The sequence below is a fragment of the Bacillus sp. JJ864 genome (assembly GCF_036963045.1).
Lineage (GTDB): Bacteria > Bacillota > Bacilli > Bacillales > Bacillaceae_G > Bacillus_A > Bacillus_A pseudomycoides_C.
The window spans coordinates 299-26640 of record NZ_JBALLY010000135.1 but is presented as its reverse complement, the minus strand read 5'-3'; the positions used below and the strand labels follow the sequence as shown (position 1 = coordinate 26640).

Annotated in this window: 27 protein-coding genes, 3 riboswitches and 1 other annotated feature; of the genes, 21 read left to right on the top strand and 6 right to left on the bottom strand. The window is 36.2% G+C overall.

The annotated features are described in order from the left end of the window. Window positions 1-156: 156 nt before the first annotated feature. The 8 genes from V7024_RS19135 (at window position 157) to V7024_RS19100 (ending at window position 8335) form a co-directional block, all read left to right on the top strand. Complete coding sequence (locus V7024_RS19135; RefSeq protein WP_335522773.1) at window positions 157-552, top strand: DUF3888 domain-containing protein; 396 nt, start codon at window positions 157-159, stop codon at window positions 550-552. Window positions 553-641: 89 nt separating this feature from the next. Next, window positions 642-823, top strand: a riboswitch (Lysine riboswitch). Window positions 824-1001: 178 nt separating this feature from the next. Beyond that, window positions 1002-2318, top strand: a complete 1317-nt coding sequence (gene lysA / locus V7024_RS19130; RefSeq protein WP_335522771.1) for a diaminopimelate decarboxylase — start codon at window positions 1002-1004, stop codon at window positions 2316-2318. Between the two features lie 180 nt (window positions 2319-2498). Next, window positions 2499-2607: riboswitch (SAM riboswitch) on the top strand. Between the two features lie 69 nt (window positions 2608-2676). Continuing rightward, window positions 2677-2820, top strand: coding sequence for a YezD family protein (locus V7024_RS19125; protein ID WP_098915449.1), 144 nt, complete (start codon window positions 2677-2679; stop codon window positions 2818-2820). 92 nt (window positions 2821-2912) lie between these two features. After that, window positions 2913-3617 (top strand): phosphoadenylyl-sulfate reductase, encoded by a 705-nt coding sequence (locus tag V7024_RS19120; protein ID WP_335522768.1) that lies wholly within the window; start codon window positions 2913-2915, stop codon window positions 3615-3617. 27 nt (window positions 3618-3644) lie between these two features. Beyond that, window positions 3645-4781 carry a sulfate adenylyltransferase gene (sat, locus tag V7024_RS19115; RefSeq protein WP_335522766.1) on the top strand — a complete coding sequence of 379 codons (1137 nt, stop codon included), beginning with the start codon at window positions 3645-3647 and terminating at the stop codon, window positions 4779-4781. A 13-nt stretch (window positions 4782-4794) separates the two neighbouring features. Beyond that, window positions 4795-5394, top strand: coding sequence for an adenylyl-sulfate kinase (gene cysC, locus V7024_RS19110; RefSeq protein ID WP_335522764.1), 600 nt, complete (start codon window positions 4795-4797; stop codon window positions 5392-5394). Window positions 5395-5550: 156 nt separating this feature from the next. Continuing rightward, window positions 5551-6582, top strand: a complete 1032-nt coding sequence (locus V7024_RS19105; RefSeq protein ID WP_335522762.1) for an NUDIX domain-containing protein — start codon at window positions 5551-5553, stop codon at window positions 6580-6582. 54 nt (window positions 6583-6636) lie between these two features. Then, window positions 6637-6881, top strand: a binding site (T-box leader). A gap of 110 nt (window positions 6882-6991) precedes the next feature. Beyond that, entirely contained in the window at window positions 6992-8335 is a 1344-nt protein-coding gene (locus V7024_RS19100; RefSeq protein ID WP_335522759.1) for a sodium-dependent transporter, read from the top strand. 31 nt (window positions 8336-8366) lie between these two features. Here V7024_RS19100 and V7024_RS19095 read toward each other — a convergent pair whose 3' ends face one another. Further along, window positions 8367-8534 carry a hypothetical protein gene (locus V7024_RS19095; RefSeq protein WP_020060201.1) on the bottom strand — a complete coding sequence of 56 codons (168 nt, stop codon included), beginning with the start codon at window positions 8532-8534 and terminating at the stop codon, window positions 8367-8369. 146 nt (window positions 8535-8680) lie between these two features. Continuing rightward, a complete protein-coding gene (locus V7024_RS19090) occupies window positions 8681-9940 on the bottom strand; it encodes a murein hydrolase activator EnvC family protein (protein WP_335522755.1) in 1260 nt (419 codons plus the stop codon). Between the two features lie 431 nt (window positions 9941-10371). On the opposite strand from V7024_RS19090, the gene gltP reads away from it, so the two are divergent. The 7 genes from gltP (at window position 10372) to V7024_RS19055 (ending at window position 17488) form a co-directional block, all read left to right on the top strand. Beyond that, a complete protein-coding gene (gene gltP, locus V7024_RS19085) occupies window positions 10372-11643 on the top strand; it encodes a glutamate/aspartate:proton symporter GltP (RefSeq protein WP_098915428.1) in 1272 nt (423 codons plus the stop codon). A gap of 436 nt (window positions 11644-12079) precedes the next feature. Then, a riboswitch (SAM riboswitch) is annotated at window positions 12080-12185 on the top strand. A gap of 97 nt (window positions 12186-12282) precedes the next feature. Next, on the top strand, window positions 12283-13599 hold the full coding sequence (locus V7024_RS19080; RefSeq protein WP_335522752.1) for a Na+/H+ antiporter NhaC family protein: 1317 nt from the start codon (window positions 12283-12285) through the stop codon (window positions 13597-13599). A 289-nt stretch (window positions 13600-13888) separates the two neighbouring features. Next, window positions 13889-14245 (top strand): flagellar basal body rod protein, encoded by a 357-nt coding sequence (locus V7024_RS19075; protein WP_098915422.1) that lies wholly within the window; start codon window positions 13889-13891, stop codon window positions 14243-14245. A 46-nt stretch (window positions 14246-14291) separates the two neighbouring features. Beyond that, window positions 14292-14942 (top strand): PspA/IM30 family protein, encoded by a 651-nt coding sequence (locus tag V7024_RS19070; protein WP_335522748.1) that lies wholly within the window; start codon window positions 14292-14294, stop codon window positions 14940-14942. Window positions 14943-15061: 119 nt separating this feature from the next. Continuing rightward, window positions 15062-15802 carry a cell wall-active antibiotics response protein LiaF gene (gene liaF / locus V7024_RS19065; RefSeq protein WP_335522746.1) on the top strand — a complete coding sequence of 247 codons (741 nt, stop codon included), beginning with the start codon at window positions 15062-15064 and terminating at the stop codon, window positions 15800-15802. After that, entirely contained in the window at window positions 15802-16863 is a 1062-nt protein-coding gene (locus V7024_RS19060; protein WP_335522744.1) for a sensor histidine kinase, read from the top strand. The genes liaF and V7024_RS19060 overlap by 1 nt, the downstream gene beginning before the upstream one ends. Then, on the top strand, window positions 16856-17488 hold the full coding sequence (locus V7024_RS19055; protein ID WP_335522742.1) for a response regulator transcription factor: 633 nt from the start codon (window positions 16856-16858) through the stop codon (window positions 17486-17488). The genes V7024_RS19060 and V7024_RS19055 overlap by 8 nt, the downstream gene beginning before the upstream one ends. A gap of 36 nt (window positions 17489-17524) precedes the next feature. On the opposite strand, the gene V7024_RS19050 is transcribed toward V7024_RS19055, so the two are convergent. Beyond that, on the bottom strand, window positions 17525-19066 hold the full coding sequence (locus V7024_RS19050) for a bifunctional metallophosphatase/5'-nucleotidase (RefSeq protein ID WP_335522740.1): 1542 nt from the start codon (window positions 19064-19066) through the stop codon (window positions 17525-17527). A gap of 241 nt (window positions 19067-19307) precedes the next feature. On the opposite strand from V7024_RS19050, the gene V7024_RS19045 reads away from it, so the two are divergent. Beyond that, a complete protein-coding gene (locus V7024_RS19045; protein ID WP_335522819.1) occupies window positions 19308-19517 on the top strand; it encodes a hypothetical protein in 210 nt (69 codons plus the stop codon). Between the two features lie 33 nt (window positions 19518-19550). Here V7024_RS19045 and V7024_RS19040 read toward each other — a convergent pair whose 3' ends face one another. Continuing rightward, complete coding sequence (locus V7024_RS19040; RefSeq protein ID WP_335522738.1) at window positions 19551-20327, bottom strand: class I SAM-dependent methyltransferase; 777 nt, start codon at window positions 20325-20327, stop codon at window positions 19551-19553. Window positions 20328-20438: 111 nt separating this feature from the next. On the opposite strand from V7024_RS19040, the gene V7024_RS19035 reads away from it, so the two are divergent. Next, a complete protein-coding gene (locus V7024_RS19035; RefSeq protein WP_335522736.1) occupies window positions 20439-21305 on the top strand; it encodes a hypothetical protein in 867 nt (288 codons plus the stop codon). Between the two features lie 49 nt (window positions 21306-21354). On the opposite strand, the gene V7024_RS19030 is transcribed toward V7024_RS19035, so the two are convergent. Then, window positions 21355-21552, bottom strand: a complete 198-nt coding sequence (locus V7024_RS19030; RefSeq protein WP_335522734.1) for a hypothetical protein — start codon at window positions 21550-21552, stop codon at window positions 21355-21357. 121 nt (window positions 21553-21673) lie between these two features. On the opposite strand from V7024_RS19030, the gene V7024_RS19025 reads away from it, so the two are divergent. From V7024_RS19025 to hmpA, 3 genes are all read left to right on the top strand, one after another. Next, on the top strand, window positions 21674-22771 hold the full coding sequence (locus tag V7024_RS19025; protein WP_335522732.1) for a site-2 protease family protein: 1098 nt from the start codon (window positions 21674-21676) through the stop codon (window positions 22769-22771). A gap of 115 nt (window positions 22772-22886) precedes the next feature. Beyond that, window positions 22887-23405, top strand: a complete 519-nt coding sequence (locus tag V7024_RS19020) for a hypothetical protein (RefSeq protein WP_335522729.1) — start codon at window positions 22887-22889, stop codon at window positions 23403-23405. 243 nt (window positions 23406-23648) lie between these two features. Beyond that, the gene (gene hmpA / locus V7024_RS19015) at window positions 23649-24857 is read left to right on the top strand and encodes an NO-inducible flavohemoprotein (protein WP_335522726.1); all 1209 of its coding nucleotides are present in this window, start codon (window positions 23649-23651) and stop codon (window positions 24855-24857) included. A gap of 17 nt (window positions 24858-24874) precedes the next feature. Here the strand turns inward: hmpA and V7024_RS19010 are convergent, their stop codons facing one another. Next, window positions 24875-25387 carry a Crp/Fnr family transcriptional regulator gene (locus V7024_RS19010; RefSeq protein ID WP_335522725.1) on the bottom strand — a complete coding sequence of 171 codons (513 nt, stop codon included), beginning with the start codon at window positions 25385-25387 and terminating at the stop codon, window positions 24875-24877. A gap of 573 nt (window positions 25388-25960) precedes the next feature. Between V7024_RS19010 and V7024_RS19005 the strand changes: the two genes are divergently transcribed. Beyond that, a complete protein-coding gene (locus V7024_RS19005) occupies window positions 25961-26185 on the top strand; it encodes a hypothetical protein (protein ID WP_335522723.1) in 225 nt (74 codons plus the stop codon). Window positions 26186-26342: the final 157 nt, after the last annotated feature.

The window sequence follows — 26342 nt, the reverse complement described above, 5'->3', positions numbered from 1 at the left end:
GTTTCTGTATATAACCGGTTACATATTTCTATGTTTTTTTGCTATGTGTACTATTATATAAAAACATAGTGAATTTGTGGATGCTTTTCTCATAATTGGGTAGAAAAAGGGAAGATGGATAAAATAATGTCATCGATGGAAAAGTGGAGGAGTACTATGAAGAAAATATGTTGTTTTATAGTAAGCTGCTTCATTTTACTTGGAAATCCAGCTCCTTTTTTGGCTGAACATGAACCGTTATTATTAGAAGATGCACTTTATTCGGTGCTGTTTCCGAGAATAAATGAAGCGATTCAAAAGTATTATGGAAAACAAAAGCCATATGAATGTCCGAAAATCGTTAGCATGAAAAAAATGTACAGCGGTACATATTTGTTCCGTGCTTCTATTGAAATAATTAAATATGAACCAGGGATAGGAGGGGAAAAACTCCCGCCGTTTGAAAAAGTAATAATTACCTTTGAAAATGATGATGGTGAATGGACTGTGAAGAATATAGGTGTAAAGCGCTTACCAGATAATACAAAAATAAATTGTCGTAAACCAATTTAAAAAAGTATTTGACAAATAAATTACTCATTTGCTATTGTTAATAGCAATAAAAAGGTGCTTGAAAATTAAATAGACTTACCTCATCTACACTCAAGGGTAGAGGCCGCGATAATCAAAAGTAAGCTATAGGAAATAAAGTGGTATTCATGATTATAGTCTGAAAGGGATTTTCGCCGAAATATATGAATACCCACTTATTCATATATTGGGACTGCATTAAATAAATGTAGTACTGTCATAAGTTTTTGACTTATGGAGAGCTATTAGGAGATGTTTGATGCGGTTTCTTATTTGAGAAAATAACACAAGTTTATTTTTTCATCCTATATTTTTCTAATAAGAAACGCGTGTGAACATTGTTCCGCGCGTTTTTTGTTTACCTAATTAGGGATAATATGAACAACTAAGGGATGTAATAGATGGTTTTGAGAAAAAAGGGAGGAATTCACATGTATTTACACGGCACAAGCCGCATTAACGAGCAAGGACATTTAGAAATTGGGGGATGCGATGCTACTGAACTTACAGCGACATATGGTACACCTCTTTATGTATATGATGAAGCAGCAATTCGTGAGAAATGTCGTGCATTTCATCGTGCTTTTAGAGAGAGTGGGTTCTCTTATCAAGTAGCATATGCAAGCAAAGCGTTCTTGTGCATGGAAATGTGCCGATTAGCTGCGGAAGAAAATATGTCGCTGGATGTTGTGTCTAGCGGAGAGTTATATACGGCATTGCAAGCAGGATTTTCAGCTGAACGTATCCATTTTCATGGCAATAATAAAACAGAAGAAGAGCTGAGAATGGCGCTAGAAGCTAATATTGGGTGTTTCGTTGTAGATAATTTTTTAGAACTAGAAATATTACATGATTTGGCGAAAGAATACGGAAAAGTTGCCAGTGTTCTGCTTCGTGTGACTCCAGGAGTAGAAGCGCATACGCATGAATATATTACAACGGGTCAAGATGATTCTAAGTTTGGTTTTGGTATTTCAACAGGGCATGCATTACAAGCAATGAAAAGTGCATTAGAAAAATCAAATTACAATGTGCTAGGAATTCATTCTCATATAGGATCACAAATTTTTGAAACTGCAGGATTTGTTCGTGCAATTGAAGTGCTTCACAAATTTCTAGAATTAGTGAGAAAAGAAATGGATTATGTAGCACCCGTATTAAATGTCGGCGGTGGTTTTGGAATTCGTTATACGGAAGGGGATACACCGCTTGCTCTTGGCGAATATGTGCAAGCTGTGACAGATGCGGTACGCGAGCAATTTACAGCATGTGAATATCCACTTCCAGAAATTTGGGTAGAGCCAGGTCGTAGTATTGTTGGTGATGCAGGAACAACTTTGTATACAGTGGGAGCGATTAAAGATATTCCAGGCATTCGGAAATATGTATCAGTTGATGGTGGCATGACAGATAACCTTCGACCGGCACTTTACGGAGCGCGTTACGAAGCATTACTAGCAAACCGAGCGAATGAATCTGCTGAAGAGGTTGTTTCCATTGCAGGGAAGTGTTGCGAAAGCGGGGATATGCTCATTTGGGATATAGCGCTCCCGAAAGTTGTTTCGTGTGATCTCTTAGCTATCTCTTGTACAGGGGCATATGGCTATTCGATGGCAAACAATTACAATCGCATTCGTCGACCAGCAGTTGTGTTTGTGAAAAATGGAAAATCTCATGTTGTTGTTGAGAGGGAATCGTTTGAAAATATTATCGGAAACGATCGCATACGTGTAAAGGAATTTGTATAAAGTGAAACTTCTATCAGTGGGGATCTTACTGCCTGTTAATGCGGGATAAATACGTTCTCGTTTAGTTGAAGAAGGAGTCTTTTAGGTGAACAACTCCTTCTTCTTTTAAAATAATAAATTTTATCGGAAAACTAGGATTGAAAAAATTCAGAATCGTGTTAAAATACAGTTATAATTAAATTCTTATCAAGAGCGGCGGAGGGAACTGGCCCAAAGAAGCCCGGCAACCTACTTTATAAAAGTAAGGTGCTACTTCCAGCAAAATGGAATCCATTTTGGAAGATAAGGTAGATACGTTACCGGAACAGTCTTTTCGAAATGGGAAAGATTTTTTTTATGAAAAAAGGGGGGACTGTTCGTGGGGGTACAAGGACAATTTGAAGAAGTAGCAAGTAAGATTCAAGCAATGCTTGCTGATATGAAATATGGTTCAATTACAATTGTTGTGCAAGATGGGAAAGTGATTCAGCTTGAAAAAAGTGAAAAGGTGCGCTTGAAATAAGCATGCTGACTAGAAAAACTAGAGGCGGCTTTAATCTATTTTAATTAGATTAAAGCCGCCTTTTTGTATAGGTTTTATGAAGGGGGAGAACGATGTTAACGTATGAAACATGGAAAGATCATTTTGTATCATTTCCAGAGGATGATGAAACGAGAGGTGCTTTAGCAGCGGTGCGCTGGGCCTATGAACAATATGGGCAGGATATTGTGTATGCATGCAGCTTTGGGATAGAAGGAATGGTTTTACTGCACTTGATTAACCAAGTAAATCCATCTGCAAAGGTTGTGTTTTTAGATACAAATGTTCATTTTCAAGAAACGTATGACTTAATCCAAAAAGTACGAGAACGATACTCTAAGTTGCAGATTATTGAAAAGCAACCGGAGCTTACACTTGAAGAGCAGGCAAAGGAGTATGGTGATAAATTGTGGGAACATAATCCAAACCTTTGTTGTCAATTAAGAAAAATTAAGCCGTTAGAAGAAGTATTAACAGGCAGGAAAGCTTGGATATCTGGTTTGAGAGGAGAGCAGTCTGAAACGCGAAAAAATATACAGTTTGTTAATCAAGACCATCGTTTTCAATCTGTAAAAATTTGTCCGCTTATTCATTGGACTTGGAAAGACGTATGGCGTTACGTATACAAGCATAATTTGCCATACAATCCGCTTCATGATATTGGATATCCGAGTATCGGATGTAAAACATGCACTATGCAGGTGCAAGAAGGCGGCGATTTGCGAGATGGACGGTGGGCTGGAAAGACAAAAACGGAATGTGGTCTTCATTATCAATAAAGGCTGATAAAAAAGGAGAAGAAGAGAATGAGTGATAGAAAAACATTAGTGAATCGAATTGATACAACATATGAAACAGCACATATTGTAAAGGAAATTGAGTTGGATGGAGTGGCATTAAGTGATTTAGAGCTTATTGCTATCGGTGGATATAGTCCGCTTACTGGTTTTTTAGGGGAAAGCGATTATACGTCCGTAGTCGAGGAAATGAGATTAACAGATGGAGAGGTATGGAGCATTCCAATTACATTGTCTATAACAGAAGAAAAAGCGAAAGAATTGCAAGTAGGAGAAGAAGTTAGGCTCGTAAAAGAAGGAGTGACTTATGGTGTGATTCAAGTTGAAGAGATTTACACGCCTAACAAAGAAAAAGAGGCATTCCTTGTTTATAAAACGGTAGAAGACATACATCCGGGTGTTAAGAAATTATACGATCGTCCTAATGTATATGTAGGAGGACCAATTACGCTTGTGAAACGAACGAAAAAAGAAAAATTTGCTGCTTATTATTTGGATCCAAGTGAAACGCGGGCAGAGTTTCTACGGCGTGGCTGGAAAACAATCGTCGGCTTTCAAACGAGAAATCCAGTTCATCGGGCGCATGAATATATTCAAAAAGCAGCTCTTGAAATAGTTGACGGTTTGTTTTTAAATCCGCTCGTTGGTGAAACGAAGTCAGATGATATTCCAGCTGATGTTCGAATGGAAAGTTACGAAGTACTTCTTAAAAACTACTATCCAAAAAATCGCGTCTTTTTAGCGGTATTTCCAGCAGCAATGCGATATGCGGGGCCTCGTGAGGCGATTTTTCATGCACTTGTAAGAAAAAACTTTGGATGTACACATTTTATTGTAGGTCGTGACCACGCTGGCGTTGGAAATTACTATGGCACGTATGAAGCACAGGAGATTTTCAACAAATTTACAGTAGAAGAGTTAGGGATTACACCTCTCTTTTTTGAACATAGTTTTTATTGTGCAAAATGCGAGGGAATGGCATCGACAAAAACATGTCCGCATGGAAAAGAAGAGCATGTCATTTTATCAGGTACAAAGGTAAGAGAGCTTTTACGAAATGGAGAACTACCACCAAGCACGTTTAGTCGTAAGGAAGTTGTAGAAGTCTTAATTCGCGGTTTGCAAAAAGAAGTTGTAACAAAGTAAGGGGAGAAAATAGATGGGAACAAATATTACTTGGCACGCAGCATCAGTTTCAAAAGAAGAACGCCGAAAACAAAACAAGAATCATAGTTTTGTTCTATGGTTTACAGGTTTATCGGCTTCTGGGAAGTCCACAGTAGCCAATGCGGTAGCTCGCAAATTATTTGAGAAGAGTACCGGTAATTATGTATTAGACGGAGATAATATTCGTCACGGTTTAAATAAAGATCTAGGATTTTCCGAGCATGATCGTATAGAAAATATTCGGCGTATCGGTAAGGTGGCGAAACTATTTGTTGATAATGGAAGCATTGTACTAACAGCATTTATTTCACCATTTCGAGAAGATCGCAGGCAAGTGCGTGACATATTAGAACAAGATGAGTTTGTTGAAGTATTTGTAAAGTGTCCGATTGAAGAATGTGAAAAGCGTGATCCAAAAGGGTTGTATAAAAAGGCAAGAAGCGGAGAGATTGAACAGTTTACGGGAATTGACTCTCCATATGAAGAGCCAATTCAAGCTGAGGTTATTGTGGAAACGCATCGTTATTCGATTGAAGAATGTGCACAGCAAATTATTGCTTATTTGCAAAAACGAAGCTTTATCCCGCATTAACGGGCAGTAATACTCCCACCTTAAAATTCAGCGAAAGCAAAGAGGTTGGGTGGGAGATAAACTGTCCGTAAATGCCCGATTGGTTCAACTAATAATCAGTGGGAATGAAGAATCCCCCACTGATTAAAGTTTCACTTTATCTAGGGAGGGTAAAATATGGGTTCTGAAAAAGTATGGGCAAACAATGAAAAATTAAATACAACAGAGAAAAAGAAATTAGAAAAAGACGGTTTAGAAATTTTTAAAGCCATTCCGTATTATGCTGAACATGGATTTGCGTCTATTCCGAAAGAAGAATGGGATTCTTTTAAGTGGGCAGGTTTATATTTGCAGCGCCCAAAAGAGGCGGGATATTTTATGATGCGTGTGAATATCCCATCTGGAATTATAACAAATGAACAAGTTGAAGCTCTTGCTTCTATTGCAGAAGATTACGGCCGTGATGTGATCGATATTACAACGCGTCAAGCGATTCAGTTTCATTGGCTACAAATTGAGCAAATTCCAGACATTTTTGAGCGGTTAGAAAAAGTAGGTTTATCGACAGCAGGTGCATGCGGTGATATTACACGTAATATTACAGGGAATCCACTCGCAGGAATTGATGAAAATGAATTGTTTGATACACAAGTAATTGTGCGGGAGGTATACGAACATTTTCAGCATAATGAAGAATTTTCAAATCTACCTCGAAAATTTAAAATGTCCATTAGCTCAAATGTGTACAATTCAGCAAATGCCGAGATTAACTGCGTCGCATTTACACCTGCAACGAAAGTAATTAAAAAGCACGATCATGATGGGGAATATTATCTATTAGTTGGCGGAGGTCAAGAGCCGGGGGAAACATTTACAGAGACGGTAAAACGTGAGTGTTTGGAAGAAATCGATGCTGAAGTGTGGCCAAATGAGTTACTATTTATTAGAGAATATATTGGCAAAAATCATGAACATGCGGAGTCTGATTTTGGTGTTCACCAAATTGAATATATGTTCTCATGTACACTTCTGAGTGAACCGGATATGAAGCGAGCAACGCAGTTAGATACGGATCAAGTTGGCATAGAGTGGTTACCTTTACATAACATTACAGAGTATCGTTTATACCCACAAACATTATGTGCACAATTACAGAAACATTTTATTCATCATGAAAAAACGGAAGTATACTTAGGGGATGTAAATTAATTTATTCTTTACAAATGAAATCATCTCCTCTATAATCACAAGTAACTTCAATACATGAAATCGATGAGCAAGAAGAGTACGTATATTTGAAGCGTTCAGAGAGCTGGGGAAAGGTGTGAGCCCGGTACGATAAAATATACAGAATGGGCTTGCGAGAGGTATGTTGAATTAAAAGTAGGCAACCCGGGTTCCGCCGTTACAAGGATAAGGTATCGGAAGTATTCCTGTACCTGAAAAGTGGGATAACTTATCCAATTGAGGTGGTACCACGGTATTATATTATATATATCGTCCTCTACATGCATAATAGCGTGTAGAGGACTTTTTTATTTTCTAAAGGAGGTGGCGAGTATGAACTGAAAGTGTACGGTTAGTAAAAGTAGGAAAAAGCAGATAAGGAGAAATGAACATGAAAGAAACACAGCAATGGACGTCGAAAATTGGTTTTGTACTCGCAGCCGCCGGGGCAGCAGTAGGACTTGGGGCGATTTGGAAATTCCCGTATGTTGCCGGAAATAGTGGAGGAGGAGCCTTTTTCCTTGTCTTTTTATTGATGACAATATTTATCGGTATGCCGCTTTTAGTGGCGGAATTTGTGATCGGTCGCAGTACGCAAAAAGAAGCAGTGACAGCTTATAAAGTATTAGTACCAAATAGTAAACTATATCCATGGATTGGTCGTATGGGAGTAGTGACATGTTTTAGTGTTTTATCATTTTATAGTGTTGTGGGAGGTTGGATTTTACTTTATTTATTTTACAGTGTAACAGGTGGATTATGGGGGAATGGTGCTGATTACGCAAAGTTATTTGGAGAAACAATCTCAAATCCAATAAGTGCCATTGGAGCACAATTTATTTTTATGCTTTGTACCATTTTTATCGTAAGTAAAGGTGTAGAAAAAGGAATTGAAAAAGCAAGTAAGTATATGATGCCGCTTTTATTTGTTCTGTTTCTTGCAATCATTGTTCGTTCTCTTACACTGGACGGAGCGTGGAAAGGTGTCGAGTTTTTCTTAAAACCCGATTTCTCAAAGTTAACAGCAAAAACAATTTTATATGCGATGGGACAATCGTTCTTTTCACTTACGGTTGGAGCTTCGGTTATGGTCACATATAGCTCTTATTTGAAAAAAGAAGAACATTTAGCAAAATCAGCAACGTCAATTACAAGCCTAACAGTCTTTGTTACTGTACTTGCAGGACTAGCAATTTTTCCGGCAATTTTTGCATTAGGTGTTAGTCCGACAGAAGGACCTGGATTATTATTTATCGTTCTTCCAGCTGTATTTGGAGAAATTCCTTTCGGGCATTTTTTCTTTATTTTATTCTTAATTCTGTTTTTCTTTGCAACAATCACATCGGCAATTTCTATGCTGGAAATTGTTGTTGCTTCTGTAGCGAAAGAGGATGAGAAGAAGCGTCCATCAGCATCACTCATCATTGGATTACTCATTTTCGTAGTTGGAATTCCAGCGGCTTTATCATTTGGAGTTTTGAGTGATGTGAAATTTTTCGGAAAGACATTTTTTGATTTAGTAGACTTTATGGTGAGCAACATATTACTTCCGTTTGGCGTGTTAGCCATTTCGCTCTTTGTACCAAATAAAATGAAGAAAGAGTTGTTAATGCAAGAATTAGAGGTCAAAGAAACAAGTGGGAAAATATTATTTTATGTATGGTTCTTCTTGCTTCGTTATATCATTCCGATTACAGTTATTCTTGTATTTTTAAATGTTATTGGTGTATTTTAGTTAAAAAAGACGGAGAATATTCTCCGTTTTTTTATGATGTAGAAGTTTGTAATAGACGAGTATATGTTTTAAAAGCTACAACGGCTGCGATGAAGGAACCGATAAAAAAGATACCGGATCCAACTACTGAAAATATTCGGCCTATAAATGTCTCTTTGGCTTCTTGTAATACTGCAACTGCCTGTGATTCTTGAACCATGTGTGGACCTCCTCAAAAAAGCTTTTATGTTATTGTATGTGTAATGCCTAGAAGGTGTTCAATATCGAAAAATAATAAGAAGTATATAAAGAGTGGTTGGCTTATTTTACATAAATAAAAAAACTCGGCAATTGCCGAGTTTTTTATTACAGCCCTATATAAGGTGATGGATCAACAGCGTTTGTTTTTGTTTGATTCCATTCACCGATATGAAGTTCGAAATGTAAATGCTGTCCATAAGACTGTCCAGTATTCCCCATAAATCCAAGTTGTTGTCCTTGTTTCACTGTTTGTCCGACAGAAACGGAACGGCTGCTCATATGAGCGTAAACAGTTGTATACGTTTTTCCGTTTATACGGTGTGATAAATACACAACATTTCCATAGCTAGTAGATAAATCGGAACGAATTACGACACCGTCGGCAGCTGCTATAATTGGCACTGTTCCTGATGCAGCAATATCAATTCCTTTATGATTGTCCATTTCACGTGCACCAAATCCTGAAGTTTTCGATCCAGCTGCTGGTTTGATGAAACCGCCAGTACTTTCTCCTTGAGGTGCAGGGGCAGTTGGAGATGAAGGAGCAGTTTGCTGTTGCCCTTCAGCCTTTTTCGCTTCAGCAGCTTTTTTAGCGTCTTCAGCTCGCTTGTCCTCTTCAATTGCATTTTGGACAGCTTTTCGCTGATTTTCTAAAATACCTTTTGATTCTTCTAAGCTTTCCATCTCAGAATCTATTTTTGAAGCTTTTGCGTGCAAGTCAGCAATTAAAGTTTGTTGTTGTTGTTGATTTGCTTGAAGTTCTTGCTGTTGTTTCTGTAATGTTTGCTCCGCCTCTTTTAGTTGTTGTTCTTTTTTCTCAACCGCTTCTTTTTCTTTTTTAACGGTATCCTGGTCGTGTGTTTGTTGTTTTATGATATCTGTATCACTATTTAAAATTAAACTAACAGAATACACATTTTCTAATAGTTCTGCAATATTATTCGTATTAATTAATACCTCAGTAATTAAATTTGTACGGGGTTTTTCTTGCATAGATTGTAATCTTTGCTTAATTAATTCTTGACGTGTATTGATTTGCTTTTGCAATTCTTCAATATGCTTTTTTTTCTCTGTGATACTTGCTTGTGTTTTTTCAATTTCCGTTTTTGTTGCTTTTAAATCTGCCTCATTTTTATTAATAGAAGCAGTTAATTCATCAATCTTTTTCTGTAAATCTTGTATTTCTTTTTCTATTTTTTGTTTTTCTTCTACTTTCATATGTAATTCTTGTTGCTTACCGTCTAGTTGTGATTGAATATTAGATAATTTATCTTGACTCGTCTCCGCATACGCTGTCGAAAGCACGGGAGAAACGAAAATAGTACCGGCTGTCAATAAACTAAACGCAGTTATTTTTTTGTTCATCTGCCTATCTCCTTTCCCTATGTTTCTATCTAATCATAGAAAGGCGAAAAATGTCTATTGTTGTAATGATAATGTAAAAAAATATTTAAGGAATTGTTATTAAATGGCGAAAATTAGAAGAATTTTACGTCTTAATTGTTCGTTTCTATGACTTGTATTAATTTATCGTAGTAAATAGATTCAGTGCAATAAATAAGAAATAAGGAATCGTTCTCATGTGAGGTTTCCTAACATGGTTTTATTCTTGTCAACAAAAATATTTGCATACTGGTAAACTTATTTAGTTGTCAGATTTCTATTTTTGTCTTATCATTTTAGGAGGGGAAGAAAGTATTGAATAGTCGAACAATATTTAATACTTCTATTTTCATATTTTATAGAAAAATAGAATGTGAAAATTAAGAACATCTAAGAAGGGGGTTGCAGCAAGTATGAAAAGAATTGGACTTGCATGGCAAATTTTAATAGGTCTTGCTCTCGGTATTCTTGTAGGGGCAATTTTTTATCAAGATCCGATGGTTGGGAAAGTTTTACAACCGATTGGTGATATTTTTATCCGTTTAATTAAAATGATTGTTGTGCCAATTGTAGTAGCTAGTATTGTTGTTGGTGTTGCCGGCGTTGGAGATGTGAAAAAGCTTGGACGTTTAGGCGGAAAAACAATTATTTATTTTGAAATTATTACAACGATTGCGATTGTTGTTGGTTTATTAGTAGCAAACATATTCCAGCCAGGAAAAGGCGTGAATATGTCAGAATTACAAAAAACAGATATTTCTAAGTATACAGCTACAACAGAGCAAGTACAGCATCATTCATTTGCAGATACGTTTGTAAATATCGTTCCAACGAATATTATGGATTCGTTGGCAAAAGGAGATATGCTTGCAATTATTTTCTTCTCTGTATTATTTGGTTTAGGAGTAGCGGCAATTGGAGAAAGAGGAAAACCAGTTCTGAATTTCTTCCAAGGTGTTGCAGATGCAATGTTTTATGTAACAAACCAGGTAATGAAGTTCGCGCCGTTTGGTGTGTTTGCGTTAATTGGCGTAACGGTTTCTAAGTTTGGTGTAACGTCATTAATTCCATTAGGTAAGTTAGTTATTGTTGTTTACGGAGCGATGATTTTCTTCGTTGTTGTTGTATTAGGTCTTACGGCAAAGTTATTTGGAATTAATATTTTCCAATTCTTTAAGATTTTAAAAGACGAGCTTATTTTAGCATTTTCTACAGCAAGCTCAGAGACGGTTCTACCAAAGATTATGGAAAAGATGGAGCGTTTCGGTTGTCCGAAAGCAATTACATCTTTCGTTATTCCGACAGGTTATTCATTTAACTTAGATGGTTCAACATTATATCAAGCAATTGCGGCAATTTTCTTAGCGCAAATGTATGGTATTCATTTATCTCTTACACAACAAATTACATTGCTTCTTGTATTGATGCTTACTTCAAAAGGGATTGCCGGTGTACCGGGCGTATCATTCGTTGTATTATTAGCAACGCTTCATACAGTAGGTATTCCGTCTGAAGGTTTAGCGTTTATCGCTGGTATTGACCGTATTTTAGATATGGCACGTACAGCAGTAAACGTAGTAGGTAACTCATTAGCTGCAGTTGTTATGTCTAAATGGGAAGGACAATATGACGCAGAAAAAGGACAAGCTTATTTGAAAGAGATCTCAGAGAAGCAAGTAGCTTAATTGATAGAAAGGCCTTCACGGTGCACGTGAAGGCCTTTTTCTATATAAATACAAATTAAAAACCCTTTCTTTTTAGGCGGGCGAGAGGACCTGGCCATGCATAGAAGCGGTCAGTGCCTATTTTGCGACATGCAAGGGTTAAAACAAAAGGAGAAAGCAAATAGCGGCCATGCTGTATTCTGAATAGCAGCGACTTATATGACACAATATATTGCTTCCTTTGTTTCCGTTTTGCTCGTGGTAGGAAAAGGGCTATTCGTTTCTATATGGAGGCAGATGCTTTCGTCCTCCGAAAAAGGAAAGTGATTGTTTCGATAGATATTTGTATAATATCAAAAAAATACCAACTATTTTGATAGAAATAATATTTGACATTTTCTCTTGCAGCAAGTAAAGTAAGGAAAGATTGATTTACACAAAAATATAATATGAAACCTTCTTATCAAGAGAGGCGGAGGGACTGGCCCTACGATGCCTCGGCAGCGGACTCATAATAGAGTGCTGTGCCAAATCCAGCAAGCGATATGCTTGATAGATGAGAAGAGTGTTTCTTATATGATATATAAGACCTCTTCTCTTTAGAAGAGGTCTTTTTCGCTCTTGTGAAGAATAGGTTTAGAAATAGGAGAGGATATAACTTTGGAACAAACAAAAGGAAATGCGTGGGCATTATTGCCACTTGGCATATTTTTAGCGTTATTTATTGGGTCTGGTGTAATTACAGGGGATTTTTATAAGTTACCAATTTTGGTTGCTATTTTAATTGCAGTTGCAGCTGCATTAGTAATGAACAGAAAAGAAAACTTTACAACAAAGGTTGAACGCTTTGCTAAAGGGGCTGGCAATCCAGATATCATGATTATGGTATTGATCTTTGTGTTAGCAGGTGCATTTTCTGAAACGGCAAAGGGTATGGGCGGCGTTGAAGCAACTGTAAACTTAGCTCTTTCTATTTTGCCGCAAGGGTTTTTAGTGGTTGGTTTATTTGTTATCGGTGCTTTTATTTCATTAGCAATGGGAACGTCAATGGGGACGATTGCAGCATTGGCTCCAATTGCAGTAGGGATTAGTGGAAACACGGATATTTCTATGGCGCTTGCTATGGCAACAGTTGTTGGCGGTGCGATGTTTGGCGATAACTTATCTTTTATTTCAGATACGACTATTGCAGCTGTACGTACACAAGGAACGGAAATGAAAGATAAATTTAAAACAAATTTCTTAATTGTATTACCAGCTGCTATTGTTACGTGTGTACTGTTAGTCGTTCTTACGTCAGGCACCCATTCAAATATGACGGCACATGCGTTTAATTGGGTGAAAATTTTACCGTACGCTGGAGTATTAATTACAGCACTACTTGGATGTAACGTACTAGTTGTATTAACTGGGGGAACAGTGCTAGCGGGTATTATTGGGATGGTAGACGGAAGCTATACACTAGCAAGCTTCTTTAAAAGTGTTACAGTAGGAATTAATGGTATGATGGAGCTTGTATTATTAGCAATTTTAATCGGTGGAATGGTTGAAATTATTCAATATAACGGTGGTATTCATTATTTAATGAATGTGCTAACGCGTAATATTCGTTCGAAAAAAGGTGCAGAATTTGGAATTGCTGGTCTTGTAAGTATGACAAATATGTGCACAGCAAATAATACGATTTCTATTATTTTCACAGGTCCACTAGCAAAGAATGTTGCAGACCAATATAATATTGATCCGAAAAAATCTGCGAGCTTGTTAGACTTATTCTCATGTAGCGTACAAGGATTAATCCCATACGGTGCGCAAATGTTAACGGCGGCAGGATTTGCTTCACTTTCACCAATTGAATTATTACCGTACTCATTTTATCCAATGTTAGTTGCGGTTTGCGGTATTATCTCAATTATAATTAATTTCCCGCGTCTCTCGCCTAAAGCTGAGAAAAAGGAATATCAAAAAACAGCATAATGAACAAAAGAGGATGTCTTATAGAAGGCATCCTCTTTTGTTTTGGATATCACAACGATAGAACTCCATTTTAATTTTTCAACATATAAGTCGCTGCTAGGGCTGGCCAGATGCTCTCGACCGCTTAAAAAGAAAAAGGGTTCTTATGTCGATTTTTTAATTTGTATTTATATAGGTCTGATAATAAATAGGACTTAAGTCTGAGAGAAAAACGGTTCTTAAGCTCGTTATAGAAAAACGAAAAGATAGGTAAGATAAGAGTATCAAAACGAAGGGAGGCAAGCACAAGATGAAACAATTTTTAGCGTTTATGGCAGCCGGTATTTTGGCTTTAATTGCTCTTGGAAGTCTTGCTGGTATTGTAGGATTAGCAATTGGAGCAGGGATTGTGTATTGGAGCTATAAATCATTTGTGCGAGCACAATCATTTTTTGGAAAGTTAGCTTGGGGGATCGTTGGTTTAATTGGCTTGTCAATTGCCCTATCTCATTCTCCAGCGTTAATCGGTATTGCGGCATTAGTCGTTCTATACTACGGATACCGTGAATGGAAAAAAGAGAAGCATGTAGTAGATGTTGATTCAGATAGCTCGAAGCCATATAGCAATTTTGAAGATGAGTGGAACAGATTAATGAAAAATAACTAATATGAAATAACAAAATATAATAGAGTAGAAGAGAGGAAGATTATAAATGAAACAATCATTATTCGGACGTGTACGTGATGCAGTACTTGCAGATTTTCATAATGTATTAGACGAGAAAGAAAGAAAAAATCCAATTGCGATGTTAAATCAATATTTACGTAATAGCGAGCGTGAGGTAATAAAAATTGAAAAATTAATTGAGCGTCACAAAACATTAAAATCTAATTTTGCTCATGAGCTTGAAGGGGCGCGTTATTTCGTAAATAAGAGATCCAAGCAAGCTGTAATTGCAAAGGAAGCAGGAGAAATGCAACTGCATGAACGTGCATTAGAAGAAATGGCATATTACGAAGGGCAAGTCGCTCGCTTAGAAAAAATGTATGCAGGGGTTGTAGAACAAATAGATGAGCTAGAACGTCGTCTATCTGAAATGAAAAATAAATTAAAAGAAATGAATGCAAAACGTATGGAATTAATGGCGCGTGAAAATATGGCACATGCAAACCGTCGTATGAATACAGCCCTTCATAAAATGGATGAAAACAACCCATTTTTACGCTTTGAAGAAATTGAAAATCACATTCGTGATTTAGAACTTCGCATCAATGAAGATCATGAACGTGACACATTTGATATGAAAATTGCAAAGCTTGAACGCGAAATGAAAGAGAAAAAAGAAGTATCTTTAGACAAATAAGTAATAAAATAATTGTAGTATATTATAAAACAAGCTTATGATATAGTGATAGAAGAAAAGGTGTTGGAATACAATGCCTTTTTCTTCTATGTACATACAATAAAGAAGGGGGAGCTGCAATGAAGAAACAATTTTCGAAAACACAATTATTAGGGATGCTCCTCGTCATATTTGCATTCGGTCTTTTTCTCGATATGATTCTTGGACATTTTGAGCCTGGTGCTCTTATTTTTGCCTTTATTATGATCATGTTTGGAAGACATTATCGAAAAAAGAATCGATATGTGAGAGGGAATGTGTGTCTATTTGTTGGGGGACTTGTTTTCTTATTTTTCCTATTTTCATCAGCAGCTTTCGTTCTCGTTTTATTTGCTTGCTTAGCTTTCATTGGTTACCAACTGATGCAAGGTCAGCAGAAGACAAAAGCGGTACAGGTAGAAATTAAGGAAAAAGAATATATAAATGAAGAAAAACCAATCTATCGAACAGAACCGTATATAAAGAATATAATGGTTGGTAACGTACGAATAATGGACCATATATATGAGTTAGAAGATGTTAATATTCAATATGGAGTCGGTGATGTTGAAATTGATTTAACAACAGCTATGATTCCAGAAGGCGAAACGGTCATTGTCATTCGCGGTGTGATTGGTAATATTCGTCTGTATGTTCCGTACGATATTGAACTATCTTTGAATCATTCTGTTATTGTTGGAAGAGTTTTACTACCATCGTATGAAGAAACAGGCTTTAATCGTAATGTGAAGTTTAGAACGGAACAGTATAAAGAAGCTCCTCGACGTATTAAAATTATTTCTTCGCTTATCGTAGGCGATACGGAAGTGAGGAAAATATAATGAAAAAACAGAAGAACATTTCATGGATGTATATTCGCTACTCGATATTGTCTTCTATGAGTATTGCACTTATTTGTACTTTCGTTTATATATGGAAAAGCCAGCAAAATGTGTATGATTTATTGTGGAAAGAATCTATTGCTTCTGTTCCTGTTAGTTTGTTTATTTTAGGTACGAGTCTCCTCATTGGTGGAATTGTTGGATATGCAATTGGTTATTATATGCAGCAGCGTATCCAAGGGTTAACGACTTTTTTATTTGAAGTAGAAAGAGGGAATTTTCCAAGAGATGCTTCGTTTACAGGGGAAGATGAATTTCAAGAAGTAGAACGGAAGGTAATTGCGCTTGCTAGACGGTTAGAAGAGCAAGCAGGATTATTTCAAAAAGTAACGAATGAACGAGCGCAGTGGAATGAAGAAATGAGACAACAGGCCATTTCAGAGGAGCGGCATCGTTTAGCGAGAGAGCTTCATGATTCTGTCAGTCAACAGCTCTTTGCGATGTCGATGATGATGTCAGCAATTAATGAGCAAACCACTCATATACCAGAGGGTACGCAAAAACAATTAAAACTTGTTGAAAATATGGTTGTAAATGCTCAATCAGAAATGAGAGCGCTGCTTCTTCATTTACGTCCCGTCCAATTAGAAGGTAAAAAGTTAACAGAAGGCATTGAAGAATTATTAACAGAGCTTTCAAGAAAACAGCATATGAAGATTGAATGGTTGATTGAGCCAATTCAATTGAAAAAAGGTGTAGAAGATCACTTATTCCGTATTGTACAAGAAGCACTATCTAATACATTGCGGCATGCAAAAGCGAAGAAAACAGAAGTAAGACTGCGTCAAATTGATGAATATGCAATTTTAAAAATAATTGATGATGGTGTAGGCTTTGAAGTAGGCGTGAACAAAGCCGGATCATATGGTCTTCGCTCTATGCAAGAGCGCGTTCATGAAATTGGCGGAACTTTAAAGGTATTAAGTTTTCCGAATAAAGGAACGCAAATTGAGGTGAAAGTGCCGATTCTTTTAGAAAGAGGGGAGGAACAAGATGATTAAAGTATTGCTTGTTGACGATCATGAAATGGTTCGTATGGGTGTATCGGCCTATTTATCGACTCAGCCGGACATTGAAGTTGTAGGAGAAGCGGAAAATGGAAGAAAAGGTTCAGAATTAGCACTATTACTAAAACCAGATATTATTTTAATGGATCTTGTTATGGATGAAATGGACGGAGTTGAAGCAACGAGAGCGATTATTCAAGAATGGCCAGAAGCAAAAATTGTTGTTGTGACAAGCTTCTTAGACGATGAAAAGTTATATCCGGTTATTGAAGCTGGTGCAACTAGCTATTTGTTGAAAACATCTAGAGCAAGTGATATAGCAGATGCAGTTCGAGCGACATACGATGGGGAAACAGTGCTCGAACCGAAAGTTACCGGAAAAATGATGTCACGTATGCGTCAAAAGAAGGAACAGCCGCTGCATGAAGAGTTAACAGAACGAGAATTTGAAATTTTATTATTGATTGCCGAGGGAAAGAGTAATCAAGAAATTGCTGATGAACTATTTATTGCTTTAAAAACAGTGAAGACCCATGTAAGTAATATTTTAAATAAATTACATGTAAGTGATCGGACACAAGCAGTTATTTATGCGTTTCGTCACCAGCTTGCAAAATAAAAAGGCTGTCGAGAAGCCTTTTTATTTTGTAAGTGTTCACTGTACTTTTTGAATATGATTCCCTTGAACATTTTCTAAAGATGGATTAGAACGGATGAAATTTGCGAATGCTTCTTGATCTGTCGGGCCTTCAACGCGATTACGCCCTTTTTGAAATATGGTAAACTTATCTCCTCCATTTGCTAGGAAAGAATTTACTACGACAGAGTATGTTGTATGATCTTGGAGCGGCTCACCGTTTTCTAGTGTAATTGATTCTACCCCATTTTTTCCCCATGTGTAACGAATTCCACATACTTGTAACATCCGTATTTCATCATCCCATTGTTCGTGCAGGACATTTCGAATTTCTTTACCGGTTAAATCCATTTTAATGAGTTTATTTTCAAAAGGTTGGATGAGAAATGTATGTTCCCATGTAATGAAACTAGCTGGTAAATTATGGCGTATTGTACCGGGGTTAACAAATGCAATGTCAGCTTGCATAGCTTGACGCTGGGATGCAGCAAGAAGAGCACCAAGATCTGATTCTCCGTCATTATTTTGATCTCGCGTCAGCTCGTGTACACTTTTTCCAAGTACTTGCTCGGTTATTGGAGCTATTTTTGCTTGATAGCTTTGAATCCATGATTGGATAATCGGATTAGGTTGCATTTCGCCGTGATAAGTAGGAATAATCTTTGCTGTTTTTCTTGTGATATCTTTTGTTTTGCGATTAATTGTAAACTGTACATTTGCCAAAGCTCTTCCGTAAGAGTACGCTTCAACAAGTAATTTTCCATTCACATATCCATTCATATAAGAATGATTGTGTCCACCAAATAGTATATCTACATCATCATCAAGTCTGCTGGCTAAATCAGCAAGTGGCCCGTAGGTATGTCCGTCTGTTGTCTTACCATCTAAGTGAGCAAGAACGATAATAGCATGGATGCCTTTTTGCTGTAATTCTCGTACGTATGTTTGAACAGCCGTAGCTTCATCTATAAAAGTGACTGCTGACGTATCATTGTGCATCGTAAGAAAAGGTGTTTCTTTTGTAACGATGCCAATAAAAGCGATGGGAATACCATCAATCCATTTAATTGCATATGGTGGGAGTAGAGGTTTATTTGTGTTAGCATTTAATACATTTGCACAAACGTAAGGGAAATTACTACCTGGAAACATACCTGTTTTTGGATGAAACCCGCCATCAATTAGGCGTTTTAGCTCTTCTACACCTTCGTCAAACTCATGATTACCAATTGTTCCAACGTCAAATTGTAGCATATTTAAAAATTCTATCGTTGGCTCATCTTGAAAGAGAGCCGAAATGGGGGGACTGCCGCCAATCATATCACCAGTATGAACAAGTAAGGTATGAGGAAATTGTTGTTTATAGGCGTTGATATAGGAGGCTATGTAGTCAGCGCGACCGGCAGGCTTTCCGTGCAGCGGTGTAGTTGTGTTAATTTGTCCGTGTAAATCGTTTAATCCAATTATTTGTACGGGTATTTCAGGAGACTCTTGAGGGGAAAAAACAGAAGAAAGAGTGATAGAAATGAGAAAAGGAATATACATAAGAAAAATAAACATGTTGTCACTCCTTTACATATACTGGTATTTTTATTGTATTAGAGGGACAACTTTTTATTTTATTAAAAAATCGTAAATCTTTTATGGAATTTATAAAATTTGTTGTTTCTTATCAATTAACTTTAAATTCCCCCTAAGGGAATTTTTATTTTAGGACGAAAAGAAGGAGTTATTGTTTATTATAGAGAATTATGTAATCATCCACTTGCTGGAAAGAACAGACGAAGAAGAGGTGACGAAAATGCTTGTAATGGGTGTATTGTTATGTATTACTGCAATTTGTGGTTTTATATGGTTATATTATTCTCGTTCGTTTAAACAAGCAGGAGTGTTACTTTTTGATAAAGGTAGTTTGTTTGCAAACCAATCCAGATTTTTAGTATGTCCGAAGTGTGGTAGTGCACAGGAAAGAAATGGTGGATATCAAGAGTGTTGCCGAACAAGGTTATGAAAGAGTAACAAGCCTCACGTGATGTGAGGCTTGTTATTCTTTCACAGCTGTCCAAATTGTCCAACGATCTTGTTCTATAATAGAAGATTCCTCGTAAAGCTTAGAGTGAATATGTTGTAATAAGTGAGAAAGTTCATTGTCTGATAATTCATGGAGAATAGAGCGGCCTGTACGTGGTGATAAGTCTTGAAGTAAATCTTCAATTGAAGGATGGATTTTACGAACTTCCCAAAAAGTTTGAATCGGATTTGTCTGAAAGCCGTTATCATGTAACAAATAAAATATTTGATTTGTTTTTGGTCTTCGTTTTGCTTCTATGTGGATTAATTTTGGATAGCAAGAAAAGAAATAGCCACGAATGTGTTCTGGGCTTCCTGGAATCGTACAGTCTTCAATTGTCCGGTCTTGGAGAATAAGGATACCGTTTCGTTTTAAAATGCGATATGCTTCTTGAAGAAATTTCGGAATATGATCTAGATGATGAATGACAGCTCGTGAGAGAACAATATCAAATGATTCATCTGCAAAAGGGATGTTATAAGCGTCGCCTTGTATAAAAGAAATATTTGATATATGAGCACAATTTTCTTTGGCAGCTTGGACCATCTGATTTGAAAAATCAACACCAATTACTTCAGCTGCCCCCATCAAAGCGAGTTGTTTCGTATAAATACCGCCGCCGCATCCAATATCAATTACTCTTTTTTCTTTGACATCTACAATATTTTGTATCATATGTATCCATGAATCTGTTGCTTGACGATTGGTATACGTATATTTGTTGTCTGAACTATAAAAATTTATCGGCATGTTGTAACATCCTTTTCATGTATATTATATCGAATTTCATTTGTTAGGTTGATTTTGTTTTCTTACGAGGATAATAAGTTTTTCTTATTTTGAGGAATGAGGATGAGAGCTATGCGAAAAAAATGGTTATTCATGTTCTTTCTTTTTTTATTAGTGGCATGTAATCAAACGGATGAGAAAAAAGAACAAAGTGAAAAATCAACAAAAGAAGCGGGGCGTATTATGGAAGAGAATATAGAAGTAATTGTATCTCTCGTAGGGAAAAAAGAAGCGATATTGAAGGATGACGAAGCAAAAATAGCGGCTAATATTATAAGTAAAGCAGAGAAACAGAACGTAATTGGTGAATTAGGTGAACCTGAATATGTAATTACTGTTAAGAAAAATGGACAAGAAGAGAAATATAAAGCTTGGCTTCGTTCAGAAGCGAGAACAGGGTGGTTACAAAAAGAAACGGATCCAAAAAATTTTTATCTTATATCAAAAGTGGATACAGAAAAACTTCTTTCTTTATTCCCGTCAGCTCCTTTAACACAAAATGAGGAGGGGCAGCAATCAGCTTTAACTGAAATCACTAAAAAAGATTTACAAATTACTCGTTTTCACATTAAAACAAAGGAAAATACAGTGTATTATACAGTGTATTATACGATTTCAGATGCATTATATAAAAAGCTGGAAAAAGAAAAAAATTATTATTTTCAATTGCAATTTCCTTCGAAAGTACAAAAGATAATAAATAAAGAAAACAGTGAACAAGTACAAGGTGAATTAGTGAAAGAAGGATATAAACAATATGAGGTGAACTTTGTTGTTCCTGTTAGCGGTATATCATCATCTCAATTAAAAGTGTTAGAAGCGTATTATGATCAATACAATCTAAAAGTATTTAATCATAAAAAAGAAGAGAAAGGTGCGTTTCAAAACATTATTGAAATAGTGAAAGAATATGGAGAGAAGATGCAGTTAGAAAGATAATGGTTGTTATAGGAAATGAGAAAAAGAGTGATAAAATATCATCACTCTTTTATTTTGTTTTTGTGGAAGGCACACTCATGGATTTTCGCGTAATAAAATAAGCGATAATAAGTGCAGAAAGGATAATGGAGCTAATAAAAATATTGTCGGGTAACCAATCTAAAAGTAATACATGTCCAACAGTATAAAAAATTAGCATAGAAGCTAGAAAAGATAAGGCACCGATCATAACAGATTGCAATGTCACCGTTTTCACCTCCTTGCATTGATAGTATTGGCTAAAAATGGAGGGAATAAACGATAGTTTCCAATAAACTTAAAAAATATGACATAATAAAAAGAAAACGATTATCGGTAAGGAGAGGAATATGAAACAAAATACAAAAGGATTATGGGGAATTATTGCAGCATTTGGTGTTTTTCTGTTGTCTAAATTAAAATGGGTATTTGCTATTGTGAAATTAGCAAAGTTTTCTACTATATTTAGTATGTTGCTATCTCTTGGCGCTTATGCAGCAATATACGGATGGAAATTTGGCGTTGCGCTTATATACTTATTACTTATTCATGAAATGGGTCATTTGTGGGCAGCAAGACGAAAAGGGATCGCGACATCACCGGCTATTTTTATCCCATTTATGGGAGCGGTTATAGGAATGAAAGAATTGCCGAAAAATGCAAAAGATGAGGCATATATTGCATATATGGGACCATTATTTGGCTTACTCTCTTTTTTACCAGCGATTCCGCTGTATATGATAACGAATGACCCGTTTTGGGCACTAGTAATTGTACTTGGTAGTATGATTAATTTCTTTAACTTAATTCCCGTATCACCGCTTGATGGTGGACGAATTGTTTCTGTTGTAAGTACGAAAATTTGGGCGCTTGGCCTTGCTATATTGCTCGGTTATGCAATTGTGCAAAAAAGTATATTTCTTGGATTTATTTTTATATTAGGTTGTCTAGAATGGCACAGAGTTTCAAAGCGAAATCAACCAATCCAAGAGCTTGGGTGGAAAATAAATACTGTAAAAGAATATATTATACGTTTGAAAGAAGAAATGCGAGAAACAGGTGCACTTCATCGTACCATCTATATGATGCATCATGAAGTGATGATGCTTAGTCAAAAAGAACGAGATAAAACAGTAACAAAAGAAGAGCGTCAAAGAAAAATAGCTTTAGATTACTTGCATCCTAAATTTGAACCACTTGATTACGTCCCGTATGAAGAGGAAAGAGAACAGCACTTTTTATTGATGCAAGATGCAGTAGCGGTGTCTGAGCGAAAACTACATAAGTGGGAAGAAGAAAAAGAACAGCATGAAAAGTACTATTCTGCAAATCTGAAAACACGTATAAGTATGTTCATTTTGTACATGTTATTACTTGCAGTTCTTGGATATGCCTCCTATCAAGCAAATATTATTTTGCAAGATCAACTTCCGACACGTAATTTGTAAAAAAACGTTGTCGAAATGGTAAGAACAATTTATACAGGAATCCTCATTTTTTTATAGAATATTACTCTTTTTAGAAATAAATGTAATGTTTACATAAAGAAAAGGGGTAGGGTGTATGAAAAAAATGTGGAGTATACTTGGAATTCTTCTTATCATGGGAATCGCTAGTTACGGCTTAAGTAAATTTTTTATACACTATGCGAGTAAACCAGTTGGTGTAGCATCAATGACAAAAGTAGAAGATGTGAATGAGACGAAAGAAATACTACAATTTATCGGAACAACACATGAAAGCTACAATAACTTTTTAAATTACGGAAAAGCAGAAAAGTATACAGATGGAGATTGGGACCAATTAACGAAATGGTTTCAAGAACAGGAGAATGCTTTAAAAGATTTTGAGAAGAAGGTAAAAAACAAACAAATAAAACGAGATGTGAAACGAAGTTATGAAATTTTGAAAAAGGGAGTAACTACTCGAAATATCGAATATGTTGTTTATGCACATCGTGTATATCATGATCTCGATATTATTGTAAACAAATATACAGGTGAAACGAATATTTGGGGCTATACAGAGTTTGGAAATGGAAAAGATGTAAAAGTAATCGAACAGGTGTTGCAAGCACCGTAAAAAGACATACGTAGTATGTCTTTTTATTATGGATTCAATATACAGAAATATTTATCTCAATCTCACGAGGAATTTCTTTAAAAAGATAGATTGTTCATTAGTAAAAAGGAGACGATGTTAAGGGGAATTTCACTTTATGATGTTTTTCACAAAACCATCATGTTTATAGTGATTAAAATCACAACCTCTATTTTGCGTATACTATACAATGGAAGTAGATAAAGAAATAGAGGAGTGAATAGTATGTTAAGTGCAAAAACAATTGAAATCGTAAAATCAACTGTACCGTTATTACAAGAAAAAGGTGTAGAGATTACAACACGTTTTTATCAAATTATGTTTTCTGAGCATCCAGAACTATTAAATATTTTTAACCATACAAATCAAAAAAAAGGAAGACAGCAACAAGCTTTAGCAAATGCAGTATACGCAGCTGCTAATTATATTGATAACTTAGCAGTAATCATTCCAGTTGTAAAGCAAATTGGGCATAAACATCGCAGCTTAGGTATTAAAGCAGAACACTATCCGATTGTTGGAACATGTTTATTGCAAGCGATTAAAGAAGTAGCTCATGCACCGCAAGAAGTATTAGATGCTTGGGGTGAAGCTTATGGTGTAATAGCTGATGCGTTTATTAGTATAGAAGCAGAGATGTATGAAGAAGCGGCAACAAAAACAGGTGGTTGGAGAGATTTCCGTAACTTTATTGTCGTGAAAAAAGAGAAAGAGAGCGATGTGATTACATCCTTTTATTTAAAACCGGAAGATGGAGGGGTGCTATCCCCATTCTTACCAGGACAATATGTAAGTGTACAGCTAAACATTGAAGGAGAAACATATACACATAATCGTCAGTATAGTTTATCCGATGCTCCTGGAAAGGATTATTATCGAATTAGTGTAAAACGTGAGAAAAGCATGGAAGGTCCAGAGGGAGTGATATCTAATTATTTACATGATCATGTAAAAGAAGGAGATATTTTACCACTAAGTGCACCGGCAGGAGATTTTGTACTTAATATGGATTCACAATTACCAGTTGTGTTAATTAGCGGTGGGGTAGGAATTACACCGATGATGAGTATGTTAAATACATTAATTCAGCAATCACCAAACCGTAATGTATACTTTATTCACGGTGCGTTAAACAGCGATGTACACGCAATGAAAGATTATGTTGTAAATATAGCGCAAGAGCATGAACAAGTAAAAGCATATACTTGCTACTCTGCACCAACTGAGCAAGATAAGAATGTAAAAAATTATGATAGAGAAGGATTCGTTGATTTAGCGTGGTTACAAACTATTATTCCTTCCAATGAAGCAGATTTCTATTTCTGCGGACCAGTACCATTTATGAAGCATATTCATGCAGCTTTGACAGAATGGGGCGTTTCATCAGAACGTATTCACTTTGAATTTTTTGGACCAGCAGCAAGCTTACAGTAATTAGAAAGAACGAGGTGTTAGTTCACCTCGTTCTTTGTTTGTTCTCGAAGGAGACGATTTACGGTTTCACGGCGAATGCCAATTAATTGCCCAATTTCAGTTTGAGTTAAGATTCTATAAATGGGGATATCTCCCAAATAGGTTACGAGCCATTCTTGCAAACGATAAAGGCGTTCTTTTGGTGAGACGGTTGTAAGCTGGTCGATACGTTGCTGCATCATGCGTAATTTTGTTTGCAGCTGGAGGGCGATCTTGGCATAAGATTCAGGGGTTGTTTGTAATTGTTCATACCATGAGTTGCATGTAATCGGTGTTACTTCTGTTTTAATTAAAGCGATTGCAGTACCATGATATTCTTTCGGTGAGATTAAAGAGTGATGAGGAATTGTTTCACCTGGAACAATAATGTTAAATAAAAAAGGTGTGCCATCTTCTTGGACACGAACGACTTTTAATAGACCGCTTTTTATAAAATATAGAGGGCCTTCCTCTCCTTGGCGAAATAATATTTCTCCTTTATGTAAAATCACTGTAAGCACCTCTTTATATTTTGCTGTTAATTTCATTATAGAGGAATTGTTTATATAAAACTATACTTGATAAAGATAGAGACGACTGTAAATATAAATACAAATTAAAAAAAACGACATAAAAACCCTCTTTCTTTTTAGGTGGGCGAGAGCATCTGGCCATGCATAGAAACGGTCAGGGCCTTTTCCTACCACATGCTAGGCTTAAAACAAAAAGGAGAAAGTGAGTGCAGGTCATGTTGCATTCTGCATAGAAGCGGTTAGTTCCTTTTTCTGCCACGTGCAAGGATTATGACAAAAGGAGAAAGCAAGTAGCGGTTATGTTTTGTTTTATATAGCCGCGACGTATATGTTGAAAAATCAAAATGAATTTTTAGAGCCTTATCAAATCACTTATTAGTAGTAAGATGTGTGTGATAAGGTTAAGAGAGTGGTATATTTAGTAGAGAGGACATTCACTTACATAAAGTCCATTAATTATATTGACGAAAGATACTGTATTAAAGTAGTATACTGTTTAGTGTGTATGTGTAAGAACGGTACTAGAAAGGAATATTTTTTAGGGGGCATACCATGTTAGAAGAAAAAATGACTGATGTGAGAATTTCAGCTGATGCAGTGATACATGTAGAAGAAATGAAGGGCGGAGTTGTTCTATCAGTCGAAATAGATGGACAAATCATTTATACGATGGCTTATGATGAAGAAACTGATAGTTATGCAGAGTTATACGATCGAAATGATAAACGGGCAAGACAAGTTCATGAAGATTTTATGGGATGGTCACTTGTACACTAATGGTAATTTTAACAATCCAATACATGCTGCTTTTCATTTATGAAAGAAGCATGTATTGGATTGTTTTATAATTACATGTTAAAAAACGAACATAAAGCATCTTCACTTTTTAGATGGGTGAGAGCAACTTGCTGCGCATAGAAACGGTCAGGGCCTT